This window comes from Dyadobacter sp. HNCC25DJ184 (assembly GCF_056895215.1).
Map to the genome: position 1 here is coordinate 17,049 of NZ_JBXHAQ010000018.1, position 25,434 is coordinate 42,482.

A 25,434-nucleotide genomic window follows, 5' to 3' on the forward strand; every position below is an offset into this window, starting at 1 on the left:
AACTATTTTCACCAATACCTTAAATGGATAATAATAATTATAGTTCGATAAAATTGGATCCTATTGAAGATGCCATTTCGGCCATCGCAAGAGGAGAAGTGATTATAGTTGTGGATGATGAGGACCGTGAAAACGAAGGCGATTTTATATGCGCTGCCGAATTGATTACTCCCGAAATCGTCAACTTTATGGCTCGCGAAGGAAGAGGTTTGATATGCGTTCCTCTTACCGAAGACAGATGTGCAGAGCTGGAATTGGAAATGATGGTGGGCAATAATACCGCTCTTCACGAAACCGCATTTACGGTGTCAGTCGATCTTTTGGGAAATGGTTGTACTACGGGTATATCTGCCAGTGACCGATCGAAAACCATACAAGCACTTGTTGATCCTGATACAAAACCATCTGATCTGGGTCGTCCGGGGCATATATTTCCGTTAAGAGCTAAAACCGGCGGTGTACTTAGAAGGACAGGTCATACGGAAGCTGCGATAGATTTTCCAAGACTGGCGGGACTGTCTCCGGCTGGTGTATTGGTTGAAATATTGAACGAAGACGGCTCGATGGCAAGATTGCCTCAGTTGCGTTTGATAGCAGACAAACTAAATTTGAAATTAGTCAGTATCAAGGACTTAATCGAATACCGTCTCAAAGAAGAATCGCTTATCAAACGTGAGATTGGTGTGGATATGCCTACCAATTGGGGACATTTTGATCTGATATGCTATCGCCAGGTCAATACAGGAGCGTTGCACCTTGCACTGGTAAAAGGTACCTGGGAAAAAGACGAACCTATATTGGTGAGAGTCCATTCTTCATGCGTAACAGGCGATATTTTCGGGTCCTGCCGTTGCGATTGCGGCCCGCAGCTTCATGCGGCGATGGATATGGTCGACAAAGCTGGCAAAGGTGTGATCGTATACATGAATCAGGAAGGGCGTGGAATCGGTCTTTTGAACAAATTGCGGGCTTACAAACTGCAGGAAATGGGTCGTGATACTGTTGAAGCGAACCTTGAACTAGGATTTACTGTAGACGAACGGGATTATGGCGTAGGAGCTCAGATTTTGCGTGACCTTGAAGTTTCCAAACTGAAACTGATTACCAATAATCCTAAAAAACGAGCAGGATTGATTGGGTATGGGCTTGAGATCGTTGATTCTGTTGCAATAGAAATTCCTGCAAATCCGTTCAATCAACAATATCTGGTGACGAAACGAGATAAAATGGGGCACAACCTTTCGAACCTAACCATTCCGTCTAACAAAGGATGATCACTGTTCAGAAGGCTGAAACTCCCGACGATATCTTAAAATGCCGCGCAGCGATTCAGGCACTTCGACCTGCCCTTTCTGACGACTTATATGAAGAAGCCGTTAGAAAAACACTGGCCGATAATCGTGTTTTGATTTTTATTGAAGAAGATGGTGCCGCGGCTTCCATTGCAGTATTCGAAACGGGATATAATCTATTTCGCGGCAAATACATATACATCGACGATCTTTCGACTTTACCCGATCATCGTCGAAAAGGTCATGCCGGTATATTGCTTGACTGGATAATGGCATATGCAAAAGAGCACGGTTTCGATGAAGTCCACCTGGATTCGGGCGTTTCGGCAGCGCGAACCAATGCGCATCGCCTATATCTGAACAAAGGATTCCAAGTGTCCAGCCTGCATTTTTCAACGCCGGTTAACTAGTATTATCACCCGTCTCCGACACGATAAGGCGGAAAAACAGAAAATGATATTAAATGGGAATTGATCATATTTTTGAAGAATTCAACAATCTGAAAGTTTTGGTAGTCGGCGATGTAATGCTAGACTCATATATTTGGGGGAAAGTAGAGCGTATATCTCCCGAGGCTCCAGTTCCGGTGGTAAATGTCAGCAGGCGGGAATTCCGGCTGGGCGGCGCCGGAAACGTGCTTCTGAATGTTCAGGCTTTGGGCGCAGAAGCAATGGTGTGCACCGTGATTGGAAATGACGGCCCAGGCGATATGCTGGAAAACAGCCTGAAACAAAAAGGGCTCAATTGCGAAGGACTTATCAGAAGTGACGAGCGCATCACCACCATCAAGGAGCGCATCATAGCAGGAACTCAGCAAGTCGTGAGGGTGGATACTGAAACGGATAAACCCATATCGTCGAAAGAAGCTGCACTGCTGATTGAAAAAGTGAAGCAACTTTTACCGCTCTGCCAGGTTGTAATTTTTGAAGATTACGATAAAGGTGTTCTCACAGCGGAAACAATTGAGGCAATTACCGCTTTGGCAAACGCGCATAACGTGCCAACAGTGGTGGATCCAAAAAAGAGAAATTTCCTTTCCTACTTGAATACTACTCTTTTTAAGCCAAACCTTAAAGAGCTGCGTGAAGGCTTGAAAATTGATTTCAACGTAGACAATCCGGCTGAGTTGGCGGATGCCGTAAACCACCTGAAAGAAACGCTCAACACAAAAGGAGCACTTATTACTTTGTCTGAACGCGGGGTATATATCGATTACCAAAATCAGACGCACAAACTTCCAGCCCATATCCGACAAATCGCCGATGTTTCAGGCGCGGGCGATACTGTCATCAGCATCGCTGCTTGCTGTGTTGCTTTGGAACTTCCTCCGCAAGTTATTGCTGCTATTTCCAATTTGGGAGGAGGACTGGTGTGTGAAATGGTTGGAGTTGTTCCAATTGACAAATCTTTGCTTAAATCTGAATCAGCAAAGCTGGGGATACTGTAGGAGCTAGGCGGTTAGCTTTCGGCTTTCGAAGATTAACTCTTTGAAATATCAATATATTTCAAAGCTAGGTTTGAAAAGGTAGGAAAAATACTAATTTCCAACTTTTTCAAATCGCATCGTTGCGATATCACCGGTAGTAAAGGTCAAAGTCCTCTTGTCTTGAATAGCAAACCCATTCACTTTTTGTAACATTTCGACAAAAACCGCTTCTCCATCCCCCGGGCATAGCATTTTTGTCATGGCAAAAGGTTTCGAAAAATCGATTTTGTTGCCCTCAGTAATTAACGTTCCCGAAAAAGAGTTGCAGCTCGTATTGCCAGTAAACTGATTAGCCGCTATATCAAAAACAATCCGTGGTTTTTTGTTTGCATATAGCTCCTCGAAGCTCTTGCCTGGATATTGAATAAGATTCAATTCCCAAGTGCCGTTTAGCTGATCGGCAGCCCGATATGTCTGCCCTCCAGTATTTTTCATCTTGTTTGATTTACATCCAAAGACAAAAAGAAAAAGAATTCCGGCGAAAAGTAAATGCTTCATAGTGAGATTGGTGAAATAATGAATTACCAGTTAAAACCCGGCTCACCCAGTCCCATTTTTCGGACAAATTTGGATGAAAGCTTGCCACGGCTGGTAATGTAACGGACACTTACGCCGACATACGGAGAAGCCGCCGGCGAATAGGTATCCAGATTCTCCCTGGCCCCGTTCAGTATCTTTACTTTCCTGAATGTAGTAATTCCTGTCTCCACCGACAAATTCAGCACGGAAAATAAATGCAGATTAGCAGACAATCCCGACTTGATCTGATGGAAATTCTGCCTTCGGAGCAGCTTCTCTTCCGGCGTCTGAACCTGAAAACCGCCACTATATCCACTCAGGCCGGTCAACATATCTACATTAAACCATTTCGTCGCACGGTAATTTCCATTGATCATAAAAGGCAACAAGGCTGAAACACGCCAATGTTTTCCTAAACCCTTATTCAAACCAAATATGGGCACGAACATCAACTTTTGATTATATGCCAATATGGAACCATATATAATCTGAGTTCGGAGTCCTAAAATATGCATACGTGCCCCTCCGCCCCAGAAAAAGGGCTGAGGAGAAAAAAATGTCTCGTTTGTTTCCGTAATTCCAATGCCTCCACCATATACCCAAAGCTTGTCTTTGATGCTTGCCTGAAGTCTGATCACCCCGACGGACACCGTTTTATACCCCTGCTCAGGATTATTCTCCCCATCGATGGTCGGCTTCAATTGATCATATTGTGCATACATAAGCGTGTGAACAGCCCTCAAATCCAGTTTCTTCCGAAGACTATATCCCACCTGCACCTCACTCTGGACCGGTGTCATCCCAAAAAATCCGGTTCTTGTCAGACCAAAATCGGCTCCATCTTTCACCGGTGCAGGCACATTATATTGCGTGCTTAGCGTCATATTGGGATAGAAAAGTCGGCTGAGAGAAAAATGCTGGGCAAAAGAAACGGGAGCTATTGTCACAAAAAGTACGGCTAGCAGAATTTGTCTCAAAGGCATATCGGGGTATAGAGTAGTTGTCCGGATTAAACGCGTAATTCTTTGAGGTATTGCTTGTTGGATATTTTTCACGCCCGAACACTCAGAAAAAATAAAAGTTGGATAAAACACTGGTACTATCGGCTTCAAAAAAAGTAAGATATTGGTAAAGAATTCAAAGGTAATGTAAACAGCCACAGTCATGAAATTGATATATATAGTTTCCGCGTTTCTAGTGTTTTCATCGGCGTTAAAAGCGCAAACGTCCGAAGTCACTTTTGCAGAAAAACTGGGTTTCCCGAAAGGCAAAAAGGTTATCATCATGCATGTTGACGATGTAGGCATGTCATATGAGTCCAATCAAGGTGCAATTAAGGCCATAAACGAAGGTGTCGCCACTTCCTTAAGTGTCATGATGCCCTGCGGCTGGGTGCCTGGTTTTGTCCACTACCTTAAGGATAACCCGAATATAGACGCCGGCCTTCACTTAACACTAACGTCCGAATGGAACGACTATCGCTGGGGACCATTGGCCGGAAAGCCCGCTGTTAAAGGGTTGGTAGACTCAGAAGGTGCCATGTGGAGCAGCGTTGAAAATGTCGTCAAAAATGCATCAGCCGACGAAGTGGAAACTGAAATAAAAGCGCAACTGGATCGTGCCCGGGCCATGGGCTTTCAACCAACCCATTTGGACTCGCACATGGGCACCTTGTTTGCTACGGATGATTTTCTAGGCCGATATATAAAACTAGGGATGACAGAGAAAATCCCGGTGATGTTTCCGGGAGGTCATAATACCATTGTTAAAAAACAGGAAAAGGTGGTTGGAGACAGACTGGCTATGACGCGAATGGTTGGCAAACAACTCTGGGATGCCGGACTGCCGGTTTTGGACGATCTCGAAAATAGCAGCTATGGATGGAAGGGGCCTGAAAATGGTGACAAATCAATAAAAGCACTTCAGAAATATAAAACAGCAAAATATATTCAGGCACTCAAAAATATCCAGCCGGGATTGACAATGGTGATCATGCATTGTACTCAGAACAGCGAAATCTTCCCTCATATATCCGACTCTTGGCCGACCCGTGAAGGCGACCTGGTGGCAATGATTGATCCAGAATTAAAAAAATATATTGAAAAAGAAGGTATTATTCTGACTACCTGGCGGGAAGTGATGACCCGACGCCAAAATGTAAAATAAAAACACTGGGCTAAGGGTTGAACTCCTTCGGCGAAACCATCTTGTAAAGCTCTTCCGGCAGGAACGGTTTTACAAGATAATCTGTGAATCCGTACGATAATGCCCTTTCCCTCTCCTGTTGAAATGCAGAGGCAGAAACCGCGATGATGGGAATATCTATACCTAGTGCATATATCTCCCGGAGCGCATCAAAACCATCCATCACAGGCATATTCAGATCCATAAGTACCATATCAAAGCTTCTGGATTTTGCCAGATCTACTGCTTCCTGACCATTATGAGCAAGCTCATGCTCAATACCCCACTTCTTCAACAACGAGGATATAATTAGCAGATTGATATTATTGTCATCTGCTACCAGGATTTTCCTGTATTTGTTTTCAGAAATATTCTCGGGAATATCGATCACTGCTTCCTTTTTATATTCCTCCACAAACGGAAATTCAATCGTGAACGAAAACACAGAACCTTTCCCCAGCTCGCTCGTCAAAACGATATCACTGCCGTGCAGCATAACTAATTCCTTGGTGATCGCAAGCCCAAGCCCTGTTCCACCAGTACTCACTTTATTGCCTGAACTAGCCTGCTTGAAAATCTCAAAAACCTTTTCCTGCTCCTCCTCAGAGATACCTACTCCGGTATCACTTATCGCAAAATTAACCGCAACTTTTTGGTCGTTCCTCCACTCCGGTTTTACAACTAACTTCACATGCCCTCTACTAGTAAACTTGATCGCATTGTGAATTAAATTTGTAATGATTTGATTCAAACGAATTTCATCACCTATTAAAACCTGTGGCATTTCCTCAGAAACTTCAAAAATCAAGAGTATCCCTTTTTCTTCAATAATAGGAATAAAAGTTTTCCGCAGGTTTTCCAGAAGCTTTTTAACCACAAACGGCGATGCATCCAGTTCTATAAATTTCGAACTGATTTTATTGAAGTCCAGTACATTATTAACGACGGACATCAGGTGCTCGGTCGAGAACTGTAAAGTCTCCAGAAGCGCTGTCTGTTCTTTATTAAGTCCGCTATCTTGTCGCAAAATATTCACAATGCCGACGATTCCGTTTAAAGGAGTGCGGATTTCGTGACTCATTGTAGACAGGAAATTTGACTTGGCCTCTCCGGCGCGCTGAATCAATTCATTTTGTTGTTCCAGCTCTACATTTTGCTCGCGAAGTTTCTTCAGAAATACAAACTCCTTATAATCAATATTATATCTTAGTCGGATAACGAAAGGGAATACGGCTACCCTCAAACCGAAGAACAAGCCGCCCTGCGCCAAAAACATTCTTAAGGCATCCGGCCCCTGAAGGTATATTGCTAACGGTACCAAACATACCGCCAAAATCGAAATCGTTACCGCATACCAAGTGGGCCACCGCAGTACCAGAATAAAGAAGATTAAGGCAAGCGTAAGATTTGTGTTTACCCTCTCATATGTTTTATGAGGAACACTATAAAGAATGTAAGCATTAATAATGGTAATAGTGATCAAAAATAAAAAGCTGGTTTTTCGACTGTCCAGCATCCCCTTAAAATGGAGAATCAGTACCACAATAAGGATGGCACTGGTCCCGAGTAACAGCAAAAGAACCTCCAGAAAATAGTCCGGATTATTGAGGTAATATAGAATCGAAGTAATCGGGTAACCGATAATAATTGCTATGCAAAAGAAACGGTGCCCCCATTGAGATTTTCGCTCAATTTCTAACTCCCAGTCAAAGTTTGAATGATTATCTAACACAAAGTTATTCACTACGTTATACCGCAATACTATTAGATTTCAAATATACAATATTGAATTTATACTACACGAAAATAATACAAAAGGATGGGATATTCTTTTACTAATATTCGTAGTTGACCTACGTCCACGGTAATTACTTTTATCAACCCGGAAACCACTATCTTAAGTTGAAATATTTATGTTGCATACCTAAGATTTCGATGTATATCAACTTTTGCTATATTTGCTCATGAACTCATCCAATTCTTTGATAAAAGGCGGACTAAGCGCGATCATTCTTAAGCTTATATCCGAACATGGTAAGATGTATGGATATGAAATCTGTCAGAAGGTTAAGGAATTAACACAAGGAGAATTAAAAATAACGGAAGGAGCCCTTTACCCAGCGTTGCACAAACTGGAGGGTGAAGGAATTTTAGTAACCAATACCGAAGTTGTCGACGGTCGCTCCCGAAAATATTATGCGATCCCGGAAGAACAGGAAGGAGTGGCGGAAACGCGTTTGAATCAGTTACAGGGGTTCATCGCTCAGTTGCAAAGTATCCTAAATCCTCAACTTCAACCGAAACTACTGTAAAAAACACATGTCGTAAATTTCATCTTCTTCACTATGACCTTGTCAACAGAGCAGCGAAAAACCGTCAATCATCTGATTGAAAGTTCACTACAAAACAATTACGCTGAAATACATGATGAGATCTTTGACCATTTCGTTACTGGTATTGAGGAACATATGAGGCTCGGAGACTCTTTTACCGACTCCGTCAATATCATTTACGATAATTTAGGCCGTCGAACTGGACTTCAGACTATTGAATATCAATATATTAAAGATATCAAGAGTCAAGTTCATACTTTTTTTCAAAAATTTGCCATGCAATATTTTCGATCTTTCCGTTGGGGGATCCCCGTTTTGATAGCTCTATTGCTCTTCTCAATACACGAAAGCTTCAAAAGCTTTCCAATTAGCGAAATCAATTTCATCGCTACCGCCACCACGATATTTTACAATCTCTGGAGTTTCAGAAAATGGAGTACCATACGAGGTGATCAATCATTTTACGGTGAGAAACAAAACCTGAAGGCCTTCTGCATACAGAATCGGTATGTACCACTAATTCAAGTTTTACCAATACTGACCCTGATATCTCAGGCTAAAAATTCAGTATTGATGTATTTCTGCACGCTAACCGTTTACTTGGTTATCCATTTTTCAACATCATTTTTAATTCACGCAAAATCGAAGTGGTTAGATAAAGTGGGAGTCGCCTAAAATTGATTGTTTGTACTTTTACTATCTCGTTTGTTCTTCCCAAATTCCCTGAAGCTCTTCCAAATCAAAGAACCTTCTTGTTTGGTAGATTTGAACAGTATAACTTTTCGGCCAGCCTGTTGAGCCGGCGCAATGAAGCTAAATTTCCATATTGCCGAGAATGCTCTTTTATTTCCTAATTTCGATAATATCTTTCCCCTTCATTGGCTCTATCCAATCCCAACAAAAAATTAACCCCGGCAGACCAAAGTCCCCGGGGTTAAAGTTTAAACCGACGGCGGATCGCCGAGAGCTCTATAGATCTATCGCCTCGCCATATGCCGCCTCAGTTGCTCCTTTCACAGCTTCTGACATGGTTGGGTGAGGGTGAATCGAACGCAGGATTTCGTGCGAAGTTGTTTCCAATTTACGGGCAACAACTACCTCCGCAATCATTTCTGTTACGTTCATACCAATCATATGCGCTCCAAGGAACTCGCCATATTTGGCATCAAAAATCACTTTTACAAAACCATCCTTAGCACCGGCAGCCGAAGCCTTACCCGAGGCCATAAATGGAAACTTACCTACCTTGATATCATATCCCGCCTCACGTGCCTTTTTCTCAGTCAAACCAACAGATGCAATTTCAGGCTGACAGTAAGTACATCCAGGAATATTTCCGTAGTCTAATGCTTCTGTTTTATGTCCTGCGATTTTCTCAGCGCAGATGATACCTTCTGCAGTTGCAACGTGTGCCAAAGCAGGTCCGGGAGTACAGTCACCGATTGCGTAGAAGCCAGGAACGCTGGTTTCGTACCACTCGTTTACTGAAATTTTACCTTTATCCGTTTTGATACCAGTTTCTTCAAGACCGATATTTTCGATGTTTGAAACGATTCCGGCAGCAGATAAAACGACATCTACTTCAAAAGTCTTCTCGCCATCTGGAGTCTTCACGGATACTTTACATCCTGCGCCACTTGTATCAACTTTCTCAACAGAAGAGTTAACGTAAGTGTCAACACCTAGTTTTTTGTATTGCTTCGCTATTTCTTTCGAGATGTCCTCGTCCTCAACAGGAACCAGATTTGGCAAGAACTCAACAACAGTGACTTTGGTACCCATTGTTGCATATACGTAGGCAAATTCCATCCCGATCGCACCAGAACCAACCACCAAAAGTGATTTCGGCTGTGTTTCAAGACTCATTGCTTTACGATATTCAATGACCTTTATCCCATCGATTTTGATGTTTGGCAACTCACGAGCACGAGCACCCGTAGCGATGATCACACCTTTTCCTGCAGTATAATCGGTCTTTTTGCCGTCCTTGTCAGTTACTTCAACAGTCTTGCTGCCTTTCACTTTTCCAGCACCCAAAATCACATCGATCTTATTCTTTTTCATAAGGAAAGAAACTCCCTTACTCATACCGTCTGCAACGCCACGGCTTCTTTTGATAACAGCACCAAAATCGGCAGAAGAATCGCCTACATTGATACCGTAATCTTTGGCATGTTTGATATATTCAAAAACCTGAGCACTTTTAAGAAGGGCTTTTGTAGGGATACATCCCCAGTTAAGGCAAATACCGCCTAAGCTTTCTTTTTCAACGATTGCTACTTTAAGACCTAATTGAGAGGCACGAATTGCCGCGGGATAACCACCGGGACCGCTTCCAATCACGATCACGTCATAAGTTTGAGCCATTTTCTAATGTTTTTATTTGTACAGAAATGGATTGACAGAAATTTCTACAAAGTTAGTAATTATAGTAATGATATTGGCAGCGGAGGGACAGGTATTGTGACTTACAGTCAGGTATTGTCAAGAGTAGTCATTTGCCTTCACCCATACTGGCTCCATCACCCTACTATAGAACCGGAGTTTTGCTACCCATAAACTGCACACGATTTAAATAGGATTATTATGTTACTGCCTGACGATTAACACGTAAGTATTTATAAAAGTTTTACTATGAAACCCGAAGAATTACATATTTATCAACAAGCGATGAGGCTTGGGGAGGAAACCTGGGCATTAACCGACTCATGAAGTTATTATGTGAAAGATACAATTGGCAAACAACTTGTCAGAGCGGCCGATATCACTACAAAGAGAATTTGAACTTTTGCTTTTATTCCCGTGGTTCTCTGAAGGAAACAGCTACTTAGCTGACAACGGCAAAGAACAGAAAACTTATTTCAATAGAAAAATTCGAAGAATTGAATCAACTTTGCGAAACTTTGTCAGTTAAGCTGAACAACTATATCAAAACAACAGGCAAACAACCGGGGAGGCAGGGATAGTCAGATCGGGTCAAGTAAGGTCAGTAGTGGTCATTTTATTGTCAAGTTCTGACAACAATCATTGACTACAAAGACAATACCTGGCAACTCTTGACAATAAATAATAAGGATTGACATCCCCGACCACGCTTGACATTAATTTTCATTATTAATTAAACTTAAATTTCAAATGACACTTGAGCAATTGAAAGACTTGAAAGCCCGTGTAGAGGCTTTGGGGAGGTATCTTTGACTACGCTAACAGAAAGCATCAACTAGAAGACCTTGAACAGCAAACTGTTCAGCCTGAGTTTTGGAGTGATTCGACGAGAGCCGAAAAAACCATGCGCGAAATTCGGGGCTTAAAATTCTGGACGAACGGTTACGAAGAGCTATCGCGACTTCGGGACGACCTTGACACCATATGGGAATTTTATGAAGCCAACGAGGCTACTGAAGAAGAAGTAGACGAGGAAGGCAAAAAATTATCCGACAAACTCGACGAAGTTGAGTTCCGGAAAATGATGGGCGAAGAAGGTGATGAACTTCCGGCCGTAATCGAGATCAACGCCGGAGCGGGTGGTACCGAGTCGCAGGACTGGGCATCAATGCTGATGCGGATGTATATCATGTGGGCGGAGAAAAACGGATATAAAGTTCGTGAAGTAGACTTGCAGGATGGCGATGTGGCTGGTGTTAAGTCTGTTACATTGGAAATCGATGGGGAATATGCATACGGAAATCTGAAATCCGAAAACGGCGTGCACCGTCTGGTTCGTATTTCACCATTTGACTCGAACGCGCGTCGGCATACTTCATTTACCTCTGTTTATGTATATCCTCTGGCTAACGACGATATCGAAATTGATGTCAATCCCGCCGATATTACCTGGGATACCTACCGTTCAGGTGGTGCGGGTGGACAAAATGTAAACAAAGTGGAAACCGCTGTTCGTTTACACCACAAGCCATCTGGTATCATCATCGCCTGTCAGCAGGAACGGTCGCAGCTCATGAACAAAGAGGTGGCAATCCGCCTTCTGAAATCTCGTTTATATCAAATCGAGCTGGAAAAACGAAACGCGGCCAGAGCAGAAGTGGAAGCATCCAAACGCAAAATTGAATGGGGCTCTCAAATCAGAAGCTACGTTCTCGACGACCGGAGGGTGAAAGACCACCGCACAGACTATCAGACATCAAACACAGATGCCGTCTTAAATGGTGAAATCAATGATTTCATCAAGGCTTATTTGATGGAGAATTAACTTAATGCGCTATATTTCAATCCGGGTAGTTTTTTTGCAATTACCCGGATTTTTTGTTCCTCTACCAGAGATATAGTGAACTATCTAATTAACCTTATAAAGCTTCCATTTCACCGTTTTGGCAACGGCGAAAGACATATGCTTTGTTTTCACGGCGTTGGTCAGGATGGACATAGTTGCTTTCAGCCATTTGAGAAATACCTGGGTGACACATATACAATCTACGCCTTCGACCTTCCCTTTCACGGCCAAAACGTAGTTTCAAAAGAGCTGATCCATTCAGAGGATATATCGAAACAACAATGGCAACAGCTTTTGCAAACGTTCCTGACAGATCACGGTATTCAGCAATTCGATATTGCCGGGTTTAGTATTGGGGGTCGTTTTGCGCTCGCTACTATCGAATCCTTTTCGGCACAAATAGAAAAAGCATATTTAATAGCTCCGGATGGAGTTTACGAACATCCCATTTATTCGATCGCATCTCGCTTTGGTCCTGCCCGTTCTGTTTACCGATCATTAATGAGGCGACCTCAAAGGTTACAGAAATTATTAAGCTGGGTTGAAAAGCTGAACATATTCCCTTCAAAGCTCATCACCTTTTCGAAAAACATGGTCAGCACACCCGAACGACGAACAGTCGTTTACAATTCGTGGATCGCATTTCGGAATCTCAAGTTTGATATTACCCGGCTCTACAGAAATCATATAGCTGGGAAGATTGAACTTTATTTATTTGTCGGGAGCAATGACCAGTTGCTGACTTCTGTTCAGGTTAAAAAATTGTCTCAATTACTTCCGCAAAAAAACTTCATTCTCCTTCCTTGCGGCCACTCCAAAATCGTGGAACAAACCGCAAAATTCCTGATGGTGAAAAGGTCAGACGAGTAAAATAAGTGCAGTTTCTGAACTTTCAGCTCCCAAATTCAAGATTTCACCTTTTTACAAGGTAATCTGGTTTTTATCGTGCAAATTGTAGGATGTCACAAGAAAAGAGTACAAACTGGCGCCTGAAGGCTATTTTGGGCGGATCTATTGGTAACCTCGTCGAATGGTACGACTGGTATGCATATTCTGCATTCTCACTCTATTTCGCCCATTCCTTTTTCCCTGACTCAAATCCCACAGTTCAGCTGTTGAACACTGCAGGTATTTTTGCAGTGGGATTCCTCATGAGACCTATCGGTGGATATCTCTTTGGAAAATTAGCAGATACAAAAGGCCGAAAGGAGGCTATGACTTTGTCAGTTTTGCTGATGTCCTTTGGGTCATTGTTAATAGCTGTTTTGCCAGGATATGAACACATCGGAATTGCCGCACCGACGCTTTTGTTGGTTGGGCGCTTATTGCAGGGACTAAGCGTTGGCGGCGAATATGGTACATCAGCCACCTATCTAAGCGAAGTGGCCACCAAAGAAAGTCGTGGTTTTTTCTCAAGCTTTCAATATGTAACCCTGATCGGTGGCCAGCTGATCGCACTGGGTCTCTTGCTTATTCTTCAACGGGTATTGCTTACCGAGGATCAATTACATGAGTGGGGCTGGCGGATCCCGTTTATTATCGGGGCAATTTTATCGCTGGTCGCTCTATACCTCAGATCAAACCTTCATGAAACGGAAGCATTTACCAGCACAGAGCAGAAAGCGGGCAAAAAGGGTAGTATAAACGAACTGTTGAAACACCCGAAAGCCCTCGCTACGGTTGTCGGACTCACTTTGGGAGGGACGCTGGCGTTTTATACCTACACCACTTATATGCAAAAGTTTCTGGTGAACACAGTCGGGCTGACAAAAAACGAATCCACCACACTGACTTTTCTGTCCTTGCTGCTCTTTGCAATATCTCAGCCTGCCTTTGGCTGGTTGAGTGATAAAGTCGGGAGAAAACCACTACTCATATCCTTCGGAATCGCCGGTACACTGTTTACGGTACCAATATTGACCATGCTGAGCCATACTACTTCTCTTTACATCGCCTTCGGTCTGATGATGTTGGCTTTAATTATAGTGAGCGGGTATACATCCATCAATGCTGTGGTTAAAGCAGAGCTATTTCCGGTAGAAGTCAGAGCTTTGGGTGTGGGACTACCATATTCTTTGACCGTGGCAATATTCGGAGGCACTGCTGAATATTTTGCTCTTTTCGCCAAAAATGCTGGTCACGAGAGTTACTATTACTGGTATGTAACGAGCTGTATCTTCATTTCTCTCGTTGTTTACCTGACAATGAAGGATACTAAGAAAGCGTCCTTGATTGACTGAAAAGTTTGAAACATTCACGTCCTATCTTCAACCTAACTCACTCTTCCACTTCTTTTTAAGCTCAGCATATTCAACATTACTTTCGGCTTCTTTCCATTTTGAAAAAAATATCGCTGCCGCTGCTGCCTTTTCGTTTTCGCCTGTGCCTTTCTCTAAAAGTTGATAGTCGTTGTTCTTATCGTACTTAAGGCCGCCTTTGTAGTTGGCATATCGCCGTGCTCGGGTAAAGCCCATTTGCAAATATTTCCGTGCCATATCTGCACCTACAAAATCTGTTTTTTTTAAGTAATCAAGAAAAAGACTGTAGATTCTATCGCTGCTCTCCACGGCTATCTCTTTCGTTTTAAACCGCCAAAACTGACCAATCTCCGACTTATACGGCTCACAAATCAAAACACCCTGCTCGCCTTTGCCCACCCGGTATTGTTCCGGATGCTTCCGATAGTCAATATCCGGTTTCCAGGCATATTTAGCTTTGTCGAAATTGAGATATGAAGGTTTGTCGGTCATCGATATCGGAACGCTTTGAGGCAAGAAAAAGAGGCTGTCCGAAAACAACCTCTCTTATCATTATCCATAAAACAATCATTCCTCGATGATTGCTATTTATCCCACCAGACATGCGATTTGAGATCGTCTGCACCCAACCACCCAACAGCTTGTTGATAATTAGCTTCATTGATTCTCAACTCATCCGCGGGATATAACATTCGTCTTGGAATATAACCAGGCCCAACCGGACCAACAGGGATATTCGGTATACCCGTTCTGCGCCATTCTGACCAGGCTTCGAAACCTACCTGATATAATGAAATCCACTTTTGCATCGCAATTTTCTCCAGCTTCCTTTCGGTAGTTCCGGTATATGCAATGGCATCTTGTTTGAAATAGCTATCGCTTGCCGAAATGCTGGCCGGAGTAAGTTCAAGATACGATGTAGCATAATTAGCTGGTATTCTGGACGAATAATATGCAAACTGGTCCTTTATCCCTTTTAAGTAATACTCCTCGGCAGCAGCCGATCCACCGGGTATATATCCTTTCTCTGCCGCCTCAGCCAATGTAAACTGCACTTCGGAATAACTCATGATGATACCTTGCCCCGCTTTGGCAGACGCAAGATCCGGACTATATTGTATAGACATCCATATCATTCCCGACGGAGAAGTAATATTCGCATTTGGAAACATACCGATTCCGTTCAAATCACCCTCATATAAGAATTTTGAAGGGTCCGGACGGTTTCCGCTCGCGTCGATTTCACTGCTCGCGGGCGTTGGCAAGGCATATGCATATAGCCGTGTGTCGTTCGTAGCTTTCATGTAATCAACCAGTTGCTTGGACACTTTTGTGCTCGTTCCACCATTCCCGGATCTGTAAAACGGAGATTCATTAGCGGTGATATCGGCAATATATTCAAGTGCAGCCTGATCCGCATTCGATGTAAACAATGGATACGTTGTCGGGTCTGCAACAATTTTCTGCATTTCAGCAGTTGGGTCCAGTCTTTTAGACTGACGTAATAACAAGCGAAGACGCAACCCGTTGGCCAGCTTTTTCCAATTGGTCGTATTTCCGTTGTATAAAATATCGCCTGTAACGGTTTCGTTGTCAGAACCTAACAGTGTGTTGGCTTCTGCCAAGTCCGCTAATAAACCGGCGTACACGGCTTCCTGAGTTTCATAAACTGGTGCGCTTATTCCTAAAAGTTTGGCATTGGCAGCCTCACGAAACGGAATCGGCCCGTAAATATCAGTCAAACTCTGGAACATCCATGAACGAAGTACCAGCGCAACACCTTTGTAATTTTTAAGATTCTGCGCTTCTGATATGGATATCACCTCGTTTAGATCCCGGATCGCATCGTAATAAGTCCACAAAAAATAACCACCAGCATCGTTTCTAGACCAGTTACTAAAATTGCTTGCAAAATCCGAAGCAAGCAAATTGGCTACAATTCCGCCACGGTCGTACGAACTTGCGTAGCTTTTGTTAATGGTTGAACGAATCGCGTTGGGTAGCAACAGCCCGACGTTCGTCACCACATCTGGCGAGTTCGGGTTCGTATTGATTTCCTCAAAGTCGTTGGTACAGGATATGCCCAAAAGCAGTACCAAAATGGATATATAACTTAGCTTTTTCATGATTTCGAGTTGTCGTTTAGAAATTCAGATTCAAACTGATGCCCATTTCTCTTGTTGACGGTGTGCTCATGTTTTCAAATCCCGGAATAAGTCCGCCGCCGTCTGTTGCTGTCGTAACTTCCGGATCAAAATGCTTATTGCTTTTCGGAGTAATCAAAAACAGGTTTCTCGCCGTAACCGCAATTCTTACCGTTTTGATAAACTTTCCTTCATGAAGCCATTTGGAAGGCAGTGAATATCCGAGAGAAACTTCGCGCAATTTGAAATAAGTAGAGCTGAAAAGCTGAGCTTCCGAAATGTGATCCAACGGCTTTTTGATGAAATATCTTGCGTTGGTACCATAAACGCCGGCACTGTAAGTTCCATCGGTGCTGGTATTGTTCGGCTGATAAGATCCGTCCGCCATTTGGGCAGCACCAGGAATGTAGTATGGCGCATCATATTCTTTCCCCGGAGTCCGTGCTCCGCGACCAAGTGCACTTTCTTCCAGTTGACCTGCTCCAGCTGCCTTGTTATAGAAACGGGAAATAAACTTACCGCCATATTGACCGCCAAACATGAAATTCAGACTGAAACCTTTGTAAGTCAATTGATTGTAAATACCACCGGTCCAGTCCGGGTGGTAATTTCCGAGATACATATCTTCGCTTGTTCCTCTTGGATAAGCATCATTAAATATGATCACCTCCCCTTTCATCGGACCGTCAGCAACTCTTTGATAACCTGGGCCCCATATGGCTCCCATTCTTTGACCAACTCTTGCTTGAATGGAAGCATCTTCACCGGGAGCAGCCTGAACGATTTTGTCAACTTCAGGAGTCAGAGACAACAGCTTGCCGACGTTATGCGCCCAGTTTACCGTGATATTCCATTTAAAATCTGCTGTTCTTACCGGAGTAATGTTCACCACGACTTCCACGCCTTTATTTCTGATTTCACCCGCGTTGATCTGCTTGCTTGTCGCGCCTGAACTTTGTACTGTAGGAAGACTAATAATCTGATTTTTCGAAAGTGCATTATAATAGGTCACATCCACTCCAAAACGATTGTTGAAAAAACTGACTGCCGTTCCAAATTCAAACGTGGTGATGATTTCCGGTTTCAAATTCGGATTTAATAATCCTCCCGTTCCCACAAGCGCGTAGTTACTTCCCCACGGTGCCGAGTAGTTGTAGGTATTTTTCAAAGCATATGGCCCCGTGTCATTCCCGACCTTCGCCCAGCTTCCTCTCAACAACGCCTGACTGATCACTTCCGGCAACCCGAATATGCTTTTCAGGTTTCCGTTTAACCCGACACTTGGATAGAAATAGGAATTGTTACCAGCCGGCAGCGTACTCGACCAGTCATTTCTTGCCGTAATATCAAGATATATATAGTCCTTGTAATTCAGGTTGGCTGTTCCGTAAAGGCTGTTGATCCGTTTTTGATATCTGCTAGAACCGCCTGTTAATGGCGTGGCGGTATTGCTGATGCTGTACACGCCGGGGATCAACAATTGAGGTGCGGCCACATCTTCGCTGTGACCTGAGTTATCAAATCGGTTTCCGCCTACGGATACATTATACCCGAAATCCCCGTTTTTAATCGTATTGTTGTAACTCAGCAAAAAGTCGGCGTTGCGTTCCTCATTTTTGATCTGAACAATTTCATAGCGACCGCTTTCATAGTCAACAGTACTCACCGCCCATTGCATCGGCCTGAAATCGTTGTAAAAATCGTCGGCAACCCTTGCTTTCAGTTTTAAGTGGTCATTGAATGCATATTCCAAAGCAATATTTCCATAAATACGATCCTTATTCTGACCTTTTGTGTCCTGATATTGCAGGAAAAAGGGATTGTTATGATTTTCTCCATAGTTATATTGAAACTGGCGAATACCCTCCAAGCCCGGTTGCCAGTAATTTTTCAGACTATTGATATTCACGTTCCGGCCCATCCAGGTAAAGAAATACATAAAGGTATTGCGGCCATATCCGTTATCCGGGCGATTTTCGCTGGTTTGCTTTACGTAATTGATATTGATAGACGACGTCAGTTTTTTGGTCAAATGATAACTGCTGTTCAGATTGACCTGATATCGATCCAGGTTGTTGTTGGGAATAACCCCTTTTTCGTTTAGCGAGGTGAGCGAAAGCCGGTATTCACCTTTTTCGTTGCCGCCTGAAAATGCGAGGTTATTGTAATATTTCTTACCTGTCGTAAAAAAATCCTTGATATTATTAGGTTGAGACACCCAAGGCATTTGTTTGATATCACCACGATTATTTACAGCTACATCCCCACCCCTGAATCCGTTTGTAGTCGGAGAATCAAATTGCGCTCTGGTGGTACCAATATCCATCCGTGGGCCCCAGCTTTCGTCATAGTCATCGTTATTTCCATTCGGATATGCTGACCAGCTCGCCCCGAAATTTGAACCTTCATATTGTCCGTTGCTACCCTGCCCAAACTGGTTTTGGAATTTTGGCAATCTCCCCACTTTTGTTCCAAAAAGATAAGAATTGAAGCTGACGCCAACACCTTTACGGTTGCTTCCTTTTTTGGTCGTGATTACAATCGCGCCACGTGCCGCACGCGAACCATACAGCGCAGCCGCCGCCGGGCCTTTCAAGACATTAACCGACTCGATATCAGCAGGATTAATTTCTGAGGCACTGTTTCCATAATCTGCTGATCCACTGTTACTTGTACCATCATTCCCGACAGGAACGCCATCAATAATGAAAAGTGGCTGGCTTTGCATAGAAAGCGATGATTCGCCACGAATCACGATTCTGGCAGAAGAACCTACCCCTCCTGCACCGCTGATATTAACCCCCGCGATCTTACCGGAAAGGTTATTGACAAAGTTGGAAGCAGGCGATTCGTTAATCACATCACCTTTAATCTGTTGCGTAGCATATCCCAGCGATTTTTTCTCCCTGCTGATACCCAATGCCGTTACAACCACTTCATTCAGTACATTGGTATCTTCCTCAAGTGTTACCGAAATTTCTTTCCTGTTCCCAACAACAACCTGTTGCGACTTATAACCGATGAATGAAAAAACCAAAACCGCGTCCGCCGATTCAACATTGATCTCGAATTCGCCATTTGCATTCGTGGTAGTTCCCTTCTGACTGTCTCTTACAATGACATTAACACCTGGCAACGACTGCCCCTTCCCGTCTATGACTTTCCCAGTCACGTCAATAGCAGCTTTACTGTACTGCAAGGACCACTCTAACGGTAGAATACTATACGTAGTCTTGGCTGCTTTGGTCGAAATTGTGGCCTTCTCACCGGAAGATCGGTACTTCATTTCTTTTCCTGCTAAAAGAGCATGCGTATCAGCGACCAAAACCGCAAAGGCAATGGCACCATAGCGCATTAACAAAATGGGCCTCGTAGATGTGAGTTTCATAAGATTGAGGATTTGTTGTGTTCTGATTGAAACCTTACAGGAAAGACGTCAAATTCCATTTGGACTTACTTTCCACTAAACGCGTAAAAATTGATGCTGATTTTCCTGATATTATTTTGTCTCAGGAGCCAAAGAAAGTGCGATTCTCTTGTTGCTTGACACTGATGATATTCTGATACGCCTAACTCAAAACCACTCGGTTGTATCTCCTACCATTTTAAGGACCTATTCTAAATCCTCACTTGAACTAAATGGCATATTCTCCCATTAAAACGAGCCGTCGTCAATGAATTACTATTAGGAAAGAATATAAAAGTTTAAAAATACTTAACCTAAATATGATGCAATAGTGTTGTAATAGCAAACATAAGGATAAATAGTGCCTAATTCTTTACCGCAATATTAATTAATACTTAACTTTTCCAGATTCGGACCAGTAAAAATGTTGAGACGATTCAAAAAACCTGCACAGGCTCGAGAATTTGCATTTTTGCCGAATATCAGTTCTAACGTTATAGAAATCCCCCTGGCCAAAAGGCCGCCTCAGTCTGGTCTAAACTAAATTCCTCCAACTTCCCGTAAACTTAATACTCGCTTAATTTCAAGGTAATATCAACTGGGTATGTTTAGCGTTTTTAAATGCAGAGCTGATATAGAATACGTTTATCCATTCAGGTACCACCATGAAATCCAGATTTATAATTTTTTCACTCCTTGCCTTCTCACTAACCGGGTATGCGCAGCAAACCAAAAATATTGTGATGATTTCCATCGACGGGTACCGGTGGCAGGAAATTTTTCATGGAGCAGATTCTTTACTGATTTTTAACAAAAAGTATCTTAAGCAGGACTCGGCAGCTCTTTTGAAAAAATATTGGGCAAAGTCTGCTGTCGAACGTAGAGAAAAATTGATGCCTTTTTTCTGGAATACCATCGCAAGCGAGGGGCAGCTTTATGGCAACAGAGATTATGGTAACAATATGAATGTGAGAAACAAATACTGGTTTTCGTATCCGGGGCGCAGTGAGACCCTTTGTGGATTTTATGATCAGCAGATCAATAGCAATGAATACCCGAACAATCCCAATGAGAATGTATTGGAGTTTCTCAACAAACAAAAAGGCTTTGAGGGAAAAGTAGTAACCTTTGCTTCGTGGGATGCATTGGCCAGAATTTTAAACCGTGATCGGAACGGGATGCTGGTGAATATACCAGGCGAAGTTGTAAAAGGAGAGAATTTGACGGAGGCTCAGCTGATGGCGAATGAGTTGCAAAATTTCAGCCCTGAAGATTATGGCAAAGAAGTCCGTTTTGATGTGCACACCTATTCCATAGCCAAATCTTATATCATGGCCAGTCATCCCAAAGTAGTTCACATCGACTTCTCCGACACAGATAATATAGCGCATGACGGCAGATATGATTCGTACCTGGACGGAGGACATTATATCGACGCGATGATAGGGAGTCTTTGGAAAACAATGCAGGAGGATGTGTTTTATAAAGGCAAAACAACATTCCTCATCTATCCAGACCATGGAAGAGGGACTGACAAACAGTGGGTATCTCACGGAACTTCAATGCCCGGATCGGATCAAACTTTTCTGGCAATTATAGGCCCGGATACTCCAGCGAAAGGAGAAATGAAAGAAAAGGCACAGATATATCAGGATCAGTTTGCACAAACTGTTGCGCATATCATGGGATTCAAATATACGGCGAACCATCCTGTGGGCGAGCCAGTTACGACTGCATATAAGAAATGAATTTGAACGAATTCATTTCTTATATCAAAAATCACCAAATGGTCTGAGAAACATCCCAGACGGATCAGTTTTGAGCTGCGGAAAACGGCGATTTTTTAAATGAAACACCTCCGTTTTGATCTTTGGCATACATCGCCACACATCCGGCTTTAAATGCGTCGTCAAAATGGGGTTCACTCGGCGATAACTTCACCGGGCCAGGCTTTGAAGCATCAAAAAAGTACACAGTAGTGCTGCCATATTTCGTATAGGGCATTAAACCCCCATATTTTTCCATCTCCTCCCATTCTGATCCTTCGACAGACACGGCATATATCCGCACGATCGGACCCGTATTATTTTCATTCCGGTAGGTAGCCAGTTCTTTGAAATTACCTTTCAAATCGCTTACACTTGGTAAAGAAGTTGAATCGTAAATAATAAATCCCAGCACGAGAATGAGGATGAATAGAAATATAACTTTTTTGTTTTTGAAGATCATTGGGTTGATTCTTTTTTGCAAAGCTAATAATGTGGGACGCCAAGATACCAGCTAATTCTAAATTTTCAGTAAAACCAGTTTCTGTGACTATCGGATCATTTTTTCATTCACCTTCACATTATTCAAACTAAAATCCTGCACGAAAGTTTTGTCAAATGCCGCATTTTTGGCAGTGATATCCAGGTTTTCGAAATTGAACTTTGACAATTTATCATACTCCCCGGGCTTTACATCGAAGAAAATATCACATTTCAGGTTAATGTTTTTCAGGCTGATATGATCACAAAACGACAAGGGTACATCTTTCCGGCCTTTCAAATCGAAAAATTGTGTCCATGGCTTTACGTAAATCAAACTATAAGCATAACCTGTGATATTCTCAACGCTCACAAACTCATACTTTTGAGGCGTATCGGGTCGCATTTTCAGCCAAAGGACACGCATCGCATTCGTAATATGACAATTGCGCATCACAATATTTCTATTGTGTATCGCTTCGCTTCCGCAGGTCAGCGCAGCATGGCAAAATCCAAATTCACAATCCTCGATGATGATATTCGTGTTTGCACCATTGTTTGTGTCCGAGTCTGCATATGGTCCTTTACCTCCTTTCAGCGCAATGGCATCATCATTTACGGCCAAATAGCACCCTTTGATTAATACATTATTGCATACGTCGAGATCTATGGCGTCCGTGCTTGGCGCCTTGACAGGTTCATGCGGGGCGATGATCCTCACGTTCAATATCTTGATATTGTTGCACTGATAATAATGGCTGGTCCAAAAGCCCGAATTTTGAAGCCGTACATCCTGAACCTGCACATCGTTGCTTTTCCAAATAAAAACCAACCGCGGACGTGATACTTCCAAATTTGTACAATTAGGGTTCTCCTTACGTCTTTGCCAAAATGCTTTCCAGTAATTCAGTCCATTGCCGTCGATGGTACCTTTGCCGGAGATCGTAAAACCATTAACCCCATATGCATTGACCAAGGCAGGAAAGTAATCCAGACTTTGACCTTCCATTCTGGAAGGCATGATCGGATAGTCGGCTATTTTGTCGGAGCCTTTCAGTACCCCGCCCTCCGAAACATAGAGATGAGTTTTAGGTTTGAAAAACAAGGCACCGCTCAAAAAAGTACCCTTTGGAATGACGATTACGCCACCCCCCTGTTGATGTGCCTCGTCTATAACTTTTTGAATCGCAGCAGTCTGAACAACCGAGCTGTCTGTGATCACGCCGTGTTGGGTGATGACATACTGTTTTCCGATATCCTTCAGAGCGATCTTTGAACTATCTGAAAACCAGTCAGAAATTCGGGTTCCGTCTGGAAAATTGGTGGACTTTTTTGCCTGCGAAAATGATGCAAAAGAAGCGCATATCAGAGACAACAGAAGCAAACAAAATTTCGCCATATAAAAAAACCTGGGGTTGATATCAACCAAATTTGCAACTATTTTTTAGTAACCCAGGCTTGCGACGTCTGAAAACTTTTGGACCAAAAAAGACTGGATGAGATATCCGGATGTCTGACGGCCTAAGGATTTTGAGATTTGATCTGATCAAGAGAGGAGTCAATACTTGATCCGTCCGCTAATTTGTAAGTTCTGATAAAGATATCCGGCTGCACACCCCGCATTTTACCACCCTGTTCTATAATAATTCCGCCATTTTCGAATTGCTGAGGACTTGCCGCAGGTCCCTGGAAAGTAAAAGCCCCTTTGATATACACCGCCTGGTTAATATCACGATCATCCCGTTTTTTGAATCCATATACCTCGTCTGAATTCGAAGCTTTCTGGTTTGACAGAACAGGAGTCATTTTGTCTTTGACGTATGATCTTGTGGAGTTATACATATCAGAAAGATTCAGCTTCTCGTGAGAAAATGCCAAAATCTGTTTCAATTCAGCCAACGAAAGATCGTTCGGGTTGGCCTTCAGTTTCTTGATCTCCGAATCAAGTTTTTCCGCTTGCTCCTGATTTACTTCGTTGATAATAATCACAGCCTCTCCATTATCCGGAGCTGCCTGAACGGACTTGTCCTTATAATTAAAAAAAACGATACCGGTTTTTCCAATGAATTTCCCTTCGTAGTCCTTTATTTGCTCGCCAGCTTTCGGGTTGTCTTTGGGAAAAATCAAGGGCTCTCCATTCTTAAATTTTGGAACAGGAATGATAAATTTCTGGGCCCCGGATATGACAGGAGTGCTATTACCTTCGCCTGTCTTTATTTTATCGCTCGTGATAATCCGACTATTCATCTTACTACTTAATGAATCTTGTGCAGCTGCGCTTTCCTTTGTCTTTTGCTCCCTCGAACAGGAAGTAACCACAAACAAAAACATAAATGCAGCAACTTTGAAAATCTCCTTTGTGACGCTCTTCATATATTCTAACTATTGTTGTTAAAGAGATACTCCTGCCAATTCAGCGAGATAGATCGAAAAATTCGTGCCATGAGAATTTTTGATATTACAATGTCAACGCGGCAAAAACTGGGCCGACGTAAACAAGATAGAAATTATTATTGAAATCGCACATAGAGAGGTAAATATGGTGCGTCAGCGGAGATATCCTCTCAGAATATGTATTGGAGGAAAGTGGATGCCGTTAACAATTCAGCCGGAGATGCTTATAATCTCCGATTGAATCGCATCGTCCAGTTTGATTATCGTTTTGGGCCGATAGAGTCGTATATCACGACTTTTTCCCAAAGATGAGCATAGTTATTTCTGAAATCGTCATGAATAGGGTGCTTCTGGTAAGCCTCTTCATCCGCCGGACTATCGAAAAAGCACAACCATGAATATGCATAGTCGCGATTGATGACCTCTCGATTTGTCGCCGCTGGAGTTCCGATATGCACCACCTTAATTGTCGGACATTTGGCCAATTTGTTTAATCCTTCCAACAACTTGTCTTTATCTGCCGCATTCCCCGGATTTTTAAGATAGAATAATACATGGTGCACGAATATCTCCTTCGGTGCCAGTCCATCTGACAACGAAATACCCAGTCCTGCTGCAACGCTGCTTTTTACAAAATTCCTTCTCGATTGATCGTTCATTTCTAGTTTTTTAAAATTCAAAACAGATGAGGTTTACGGGGATGGCCTTATAGGTAAATTCTTTTTTAATTTCGACTAATCTGCCTTCTGGTATATTTCCATTGTAGAAAAGTTTGTGTGTATAATGCTGGTAATATTCATGGCAAAAGATTTTCTTATCCGAGAATTGACAGTCATGATTGAGTTAATCACATGGATATTAGCTTATTGATTCTAATAAAATTTTCAAATCAAACAATTTAAACGTCTTTCCACTAAGTTTTGAAGTGGTACCATGCGTTA

At 42.7% G+C, this 25,434-nt stretch carries 21 protein-coding genes; 10 read left to right on the forward strand and 11 right to left on the reverse strand.

Translation table 11 applies throughout. From position 1 onward, the window contains the following. The first annotated feature begins 23 nt into the window (after positions 1 to 23). The 3 genes from AC1XUD_RS22620 to AC1XUD_RS22630 are packed head-to-tail and all read left to right on the forward strand — an operon-like array spanning position 24 to position 2,739. Complete coding sequence (locus AC1XUD_RS22620; protein ID WP_483363304.1) at positions 24 to 1,274, forward strand: bifunctional 3,4-dihydroxy-2-butanone-4-phosphate synthase/GTP cyclohydrolase II; 1,251 nt, start codon at positions 24 to 26, stop codon at positions 1,272 to 1,274. Next, entirely contained in the window at positions 1,271 to 1,702 is a 432-nt protein-coding gene (locus AC1XUD_RS22625; protein WP_483363305.1) for a GNAT family N-acetyltransferase, read from the forward strand. Before AC1XUD_RS22620 ends, AC1XUD_RS22625 begins: the two co-directional genes overlap by 4 nt. Before the next feature lie 53 nt (positions 1,703 to 1,755). Further along, entirely contained in the window at positions 1,756 to 2,739 is a 984-nt protein-coding gene (locus AC1XUD_RS22630; RefSeq protein ID WP_483363306.1) for a bifunctional heptose 7-phosphate kinase/heptose 1-phosphate adenyltransferase, read from the forward strand. A gap of 90 nt (positions 2,740 to 2,829) precedes the next feature. On the opposite strand, the gene AC1XUD_RS22635 is transcribed toward AC1XUD_RS22630, so the two are convergent. Beyond that, a complete protein-coding gene (locus tag AC1XUD_RS22635) occupies positions 2,830 to 3,213 on the reverse strand; it encodes an META domain-containing protein (protein WP_483363307.1) in 384 nt (127 codons plus the stop codon). 86 nt (positions 3,214 to 3,299) lie between these two features. Continuing rightward, positions 3,300 to 4,280 (reverse strand): hypothetical protein, encoded by a 981-nt coding sequence (locus AC1XUD_RS22640; RefSeq protein ID WP_483363308.1) that lies wholly within the window; start codon positions 4,278 to 4,280, stop codon positions 3,300 to 3,302. A 181-nt stretch (positions 4,281 to 4,461) separates the two neighbouring features. Here AC1XUD_RS22640 and AC1XUD_RS22645 point away from each other — a divergent pair, with 181 nt between their 5' ends. After that, positions 4,462 to 5,463 carry a polysaccharide deacetylase family protein gene (locus tag AC1XUD_RS22645; protein ID WP_483363309.1) on the forward strand — a complete coding sequence of 334 codons (1,002 nt, stop codon included), beginning with the start codon at positions 4,462 to 4,464 and terminating at the stop codon, positions 5,461 to 5,463. A 10-nt stretch (positions 5,464 to 5,473) separates the two neighbouring features. On the opposite strand, the gene AC1XUD_RS22650 is transcribed toward AC1XUD_RS22645, so the two are convergent. Beyond that, entirely contained in the window at positions 5,474 to 7,240 is a 1,767-nt protein-coding gene (locus AC1XUD_RS22650) for a response regulator (protein WP_483363310.1), read from the reverse strand. Positions 7,241 to 7,445: 205 nt separating this feature from the next. Here AC1XUD_RS22650 and AC1XUD_RS22655 point away from each other — a divergent pair, with 205 nt between their 5' ends. Together AC1XUD_RS22655 and AC1XUD_RS22660 are read left to right on the forward strand one after the other, a co-directional pair. Beyond that, positions 7,446 to 7,793 carry a PadR family transcriptional regulator gene (locus tag AC1XUD_RS22655; protein ID WP_483363311.1) on the forward strand — a complete coding sequence of 116 codons (348 nt, stop codon included), beginning with the start codon at positions 7,446 to 7,448 and terminating at the stop codon, positions 7,791 to 7,793. Positions 7,794 to 7,826: 33 nt separating this feature from the next. Further along, complete coding sequence (locus AC1XUD_RS22660) at positions 7,827 to 8,489, forward strand: hypothetical protein (protein ID WP_483363312.1); 663 nt, start codon at positions 7,827 to 7,829, stop codon at positions 8,487 to 8,489. A 294-nt stretch (positions 8,490 to 8,783) separates the two neighbouring features. Here AC1XUD_RS22660 and lpdA read toward each other — a convergent pair whose 3' ends face one another. Next, complete coding sequence (lpdA, locus tag AC1XUD_RS22665; protein WP_483363313.1) at positions 8,784 to 10,181, reverse strand: dihydrolipoyl dehydrogenase; 1,398 nt, start codon at positions 10,179 to 10,181, stop codon at positions 8,784 to 8,786. Between the two features lie 768 nt (positions 10,182 to 10,949). On the opposite strand from lpdA, the gene prfB reads away from it, so the two are divergent. The 3 genes from prfB (at position 10,950) to AC1XUD_RS22680 (ending at position 14,285) form a co-directional block, all read left to right on the forward strand. Continuing rightward, positions 10,950 to 12,024 (forward strand): peptide chain release factor 2 gene (gene prfB / locus AC1XUD_RS22670; RefSeq protein ID WP_483363314.1). Its coding sequence is split into 2 segments (ribosomal slippage): positions 10,950 to 11,009 and positions 11,011 to 12,024, totalling 1,074 coding nucleotides; the frame shifts between segments, so codons are not numbered across the junction. A 75-nt stretch (positions 12,025 to 12,099) separates the two neighbouring features. After that, the gene (locus AC1XUD_RS22675) at positions 12,100 to 12,915 is read left to right on the forward strand and encodes an alpha/beta fold hydrolase (RefSeq protein ID WP_483363315.1); all 816 of its coding nucleotides are present in this window, start codon (positions 12,100 to 12,102) and stop codon (positions 12,913 to 12,915) included. An 89-nt stretch (positions 12,916 to 13,004) separates the two neighbouring features. Then, a complete protein-coding gene (locus tag AC1XUD_RS22680) occupies positions 13,005 to 14,285 on the forward strand; it encodes an MFS transporter (RefSeq protein ID WP_483363316.1) in 1,281 nt (426 codons plus the stop codon). A gap of 27 nt (positions 14,286 to 14,312) precedes the next feature. On the opposite strand, the gene AC1XUD_RS22685 is transcribed toward AC1XUD_RS22680, so the two are convergent. The 3 genes from AC1XUD_RS22685 to AC1XUD_RS22695 all read right to left on the reverse strand — a co-directional run bounded on the left by AC1XUD_RS22685 (position 14,313) and on the right by AC1XUD_RS22695 (position 19,835). Further along, positions 14,313 to 14,795, reverse strand: coding sequence for a DUF4385 domain-containing protein (locus AC1XUD_RS22685; RefSeq protein ID WP_483363317.1), 483 nt, complete (start codon positions 14,793 to 14,795; stop codon positions 14,313 to 14,315). A 92-nt stretch (positions 14,796 to 14,887) separates the two neighbouring features. Beyond that, positions 14,888 to 16,429, reverse strand: a complete 1,542-nt coding sequence (locus AC1XUD_RS22690) for a SusD/RagB family nutrient-binding outer membrane lipoprotein (RefSeq protein WP_483363318.1) — start codon at positions 16,427 to 16,429, stop codon at positions 14,888 to 14,890. Between the two features lie 16 nt (positions 16,430 to 16,445). After that, the gene (locus tag AC1XUD_RS22695; RefSeq protein ID WP_483363319.1) at positions 16,446 to 19,835 is read right to left on the reverse strand and encodes a SusC/RagA family TonB-linked outer membrane protein; all 3,390 of its coding nucleotides are present in this window, start codon (positions 19,833 to 19,835) and stop codon (positions 16,446 to 16,448) included. A gap of 683 nt (positions 19,836 to 20,518) precedes the next feature. On the opposite strand from AC1XUD_RS22695, the gene AC1XUD_RS22700 reads away from it, so the two are divergent. Next, on the forward strand, positions 20,519 to 21,601 hold the full coding sequence (locus AC1XUD_RS22700; RefSeq protein WP_483363320.1) for a phosphoglyceromutase: 1,083 nt from the start codon (positions 20,519 to 20,521) through the stop codon (positions 21,599 to 21,601). Between the two features lie 64 nt (positions 21,602 to 21,665). Here the strand turns inward: AC1XUD_RS22700 and AC1XUD_RS22705 are convergent, their stop codons facing one another. The 4 genes from AC1XUD_RS22705 to AC1XUD_RS22720 form a co-directional block, all read right to left on the reverse strand. Continuing rightward, a complete protein-coding gene (locus AC1XUD_RS22705) occupies positions 21,666 to 22,082 on the reverse strand; it encodes a hypothetical protein (protein WP_483363321.1) in 417 nt (138 codons plus the stop codon). Between the two features lie 87 nt (positions 22,083 to 22,169). Then, positions 22,170 to 23,498, reverse strand: coding sequence for a rhamnogalacturonidase (locus AC1XUD_RS22710; protein WP_483363322.1), 1,329 nt, complete (start codon positions 23,496 to 23,498; stop codon positions 22,170 to 22,172). A gap of 122 nt (positions 23,499 to 23,620) precedes the next feature. Further along, positions 23,621 to 24,472, reverse strand: a complete 852-nt coding sequence (locus tag AC1XUD_RS22715; RefSeq protein ID WP_483363323.1) for a hypothetical protein — start codon at positions 24,470 to 24,472, stop codon at positions 23,621 to 23,623. Between the two features lie 281 nt (positions 24,473 to 24,753). Further along, complete coding sequence (locus AC1XUD_RS22720; protein ID WP_483363324.1) at positions 24,754 to 25,152, reverse strand: Dabb family protein; 399 nt, start codon at positions 25,150 to 25,152, stop codon at positions 24,754 to 24,756. Positions 25,153 to 25,434: the final 282 nt, after the last annotated feature.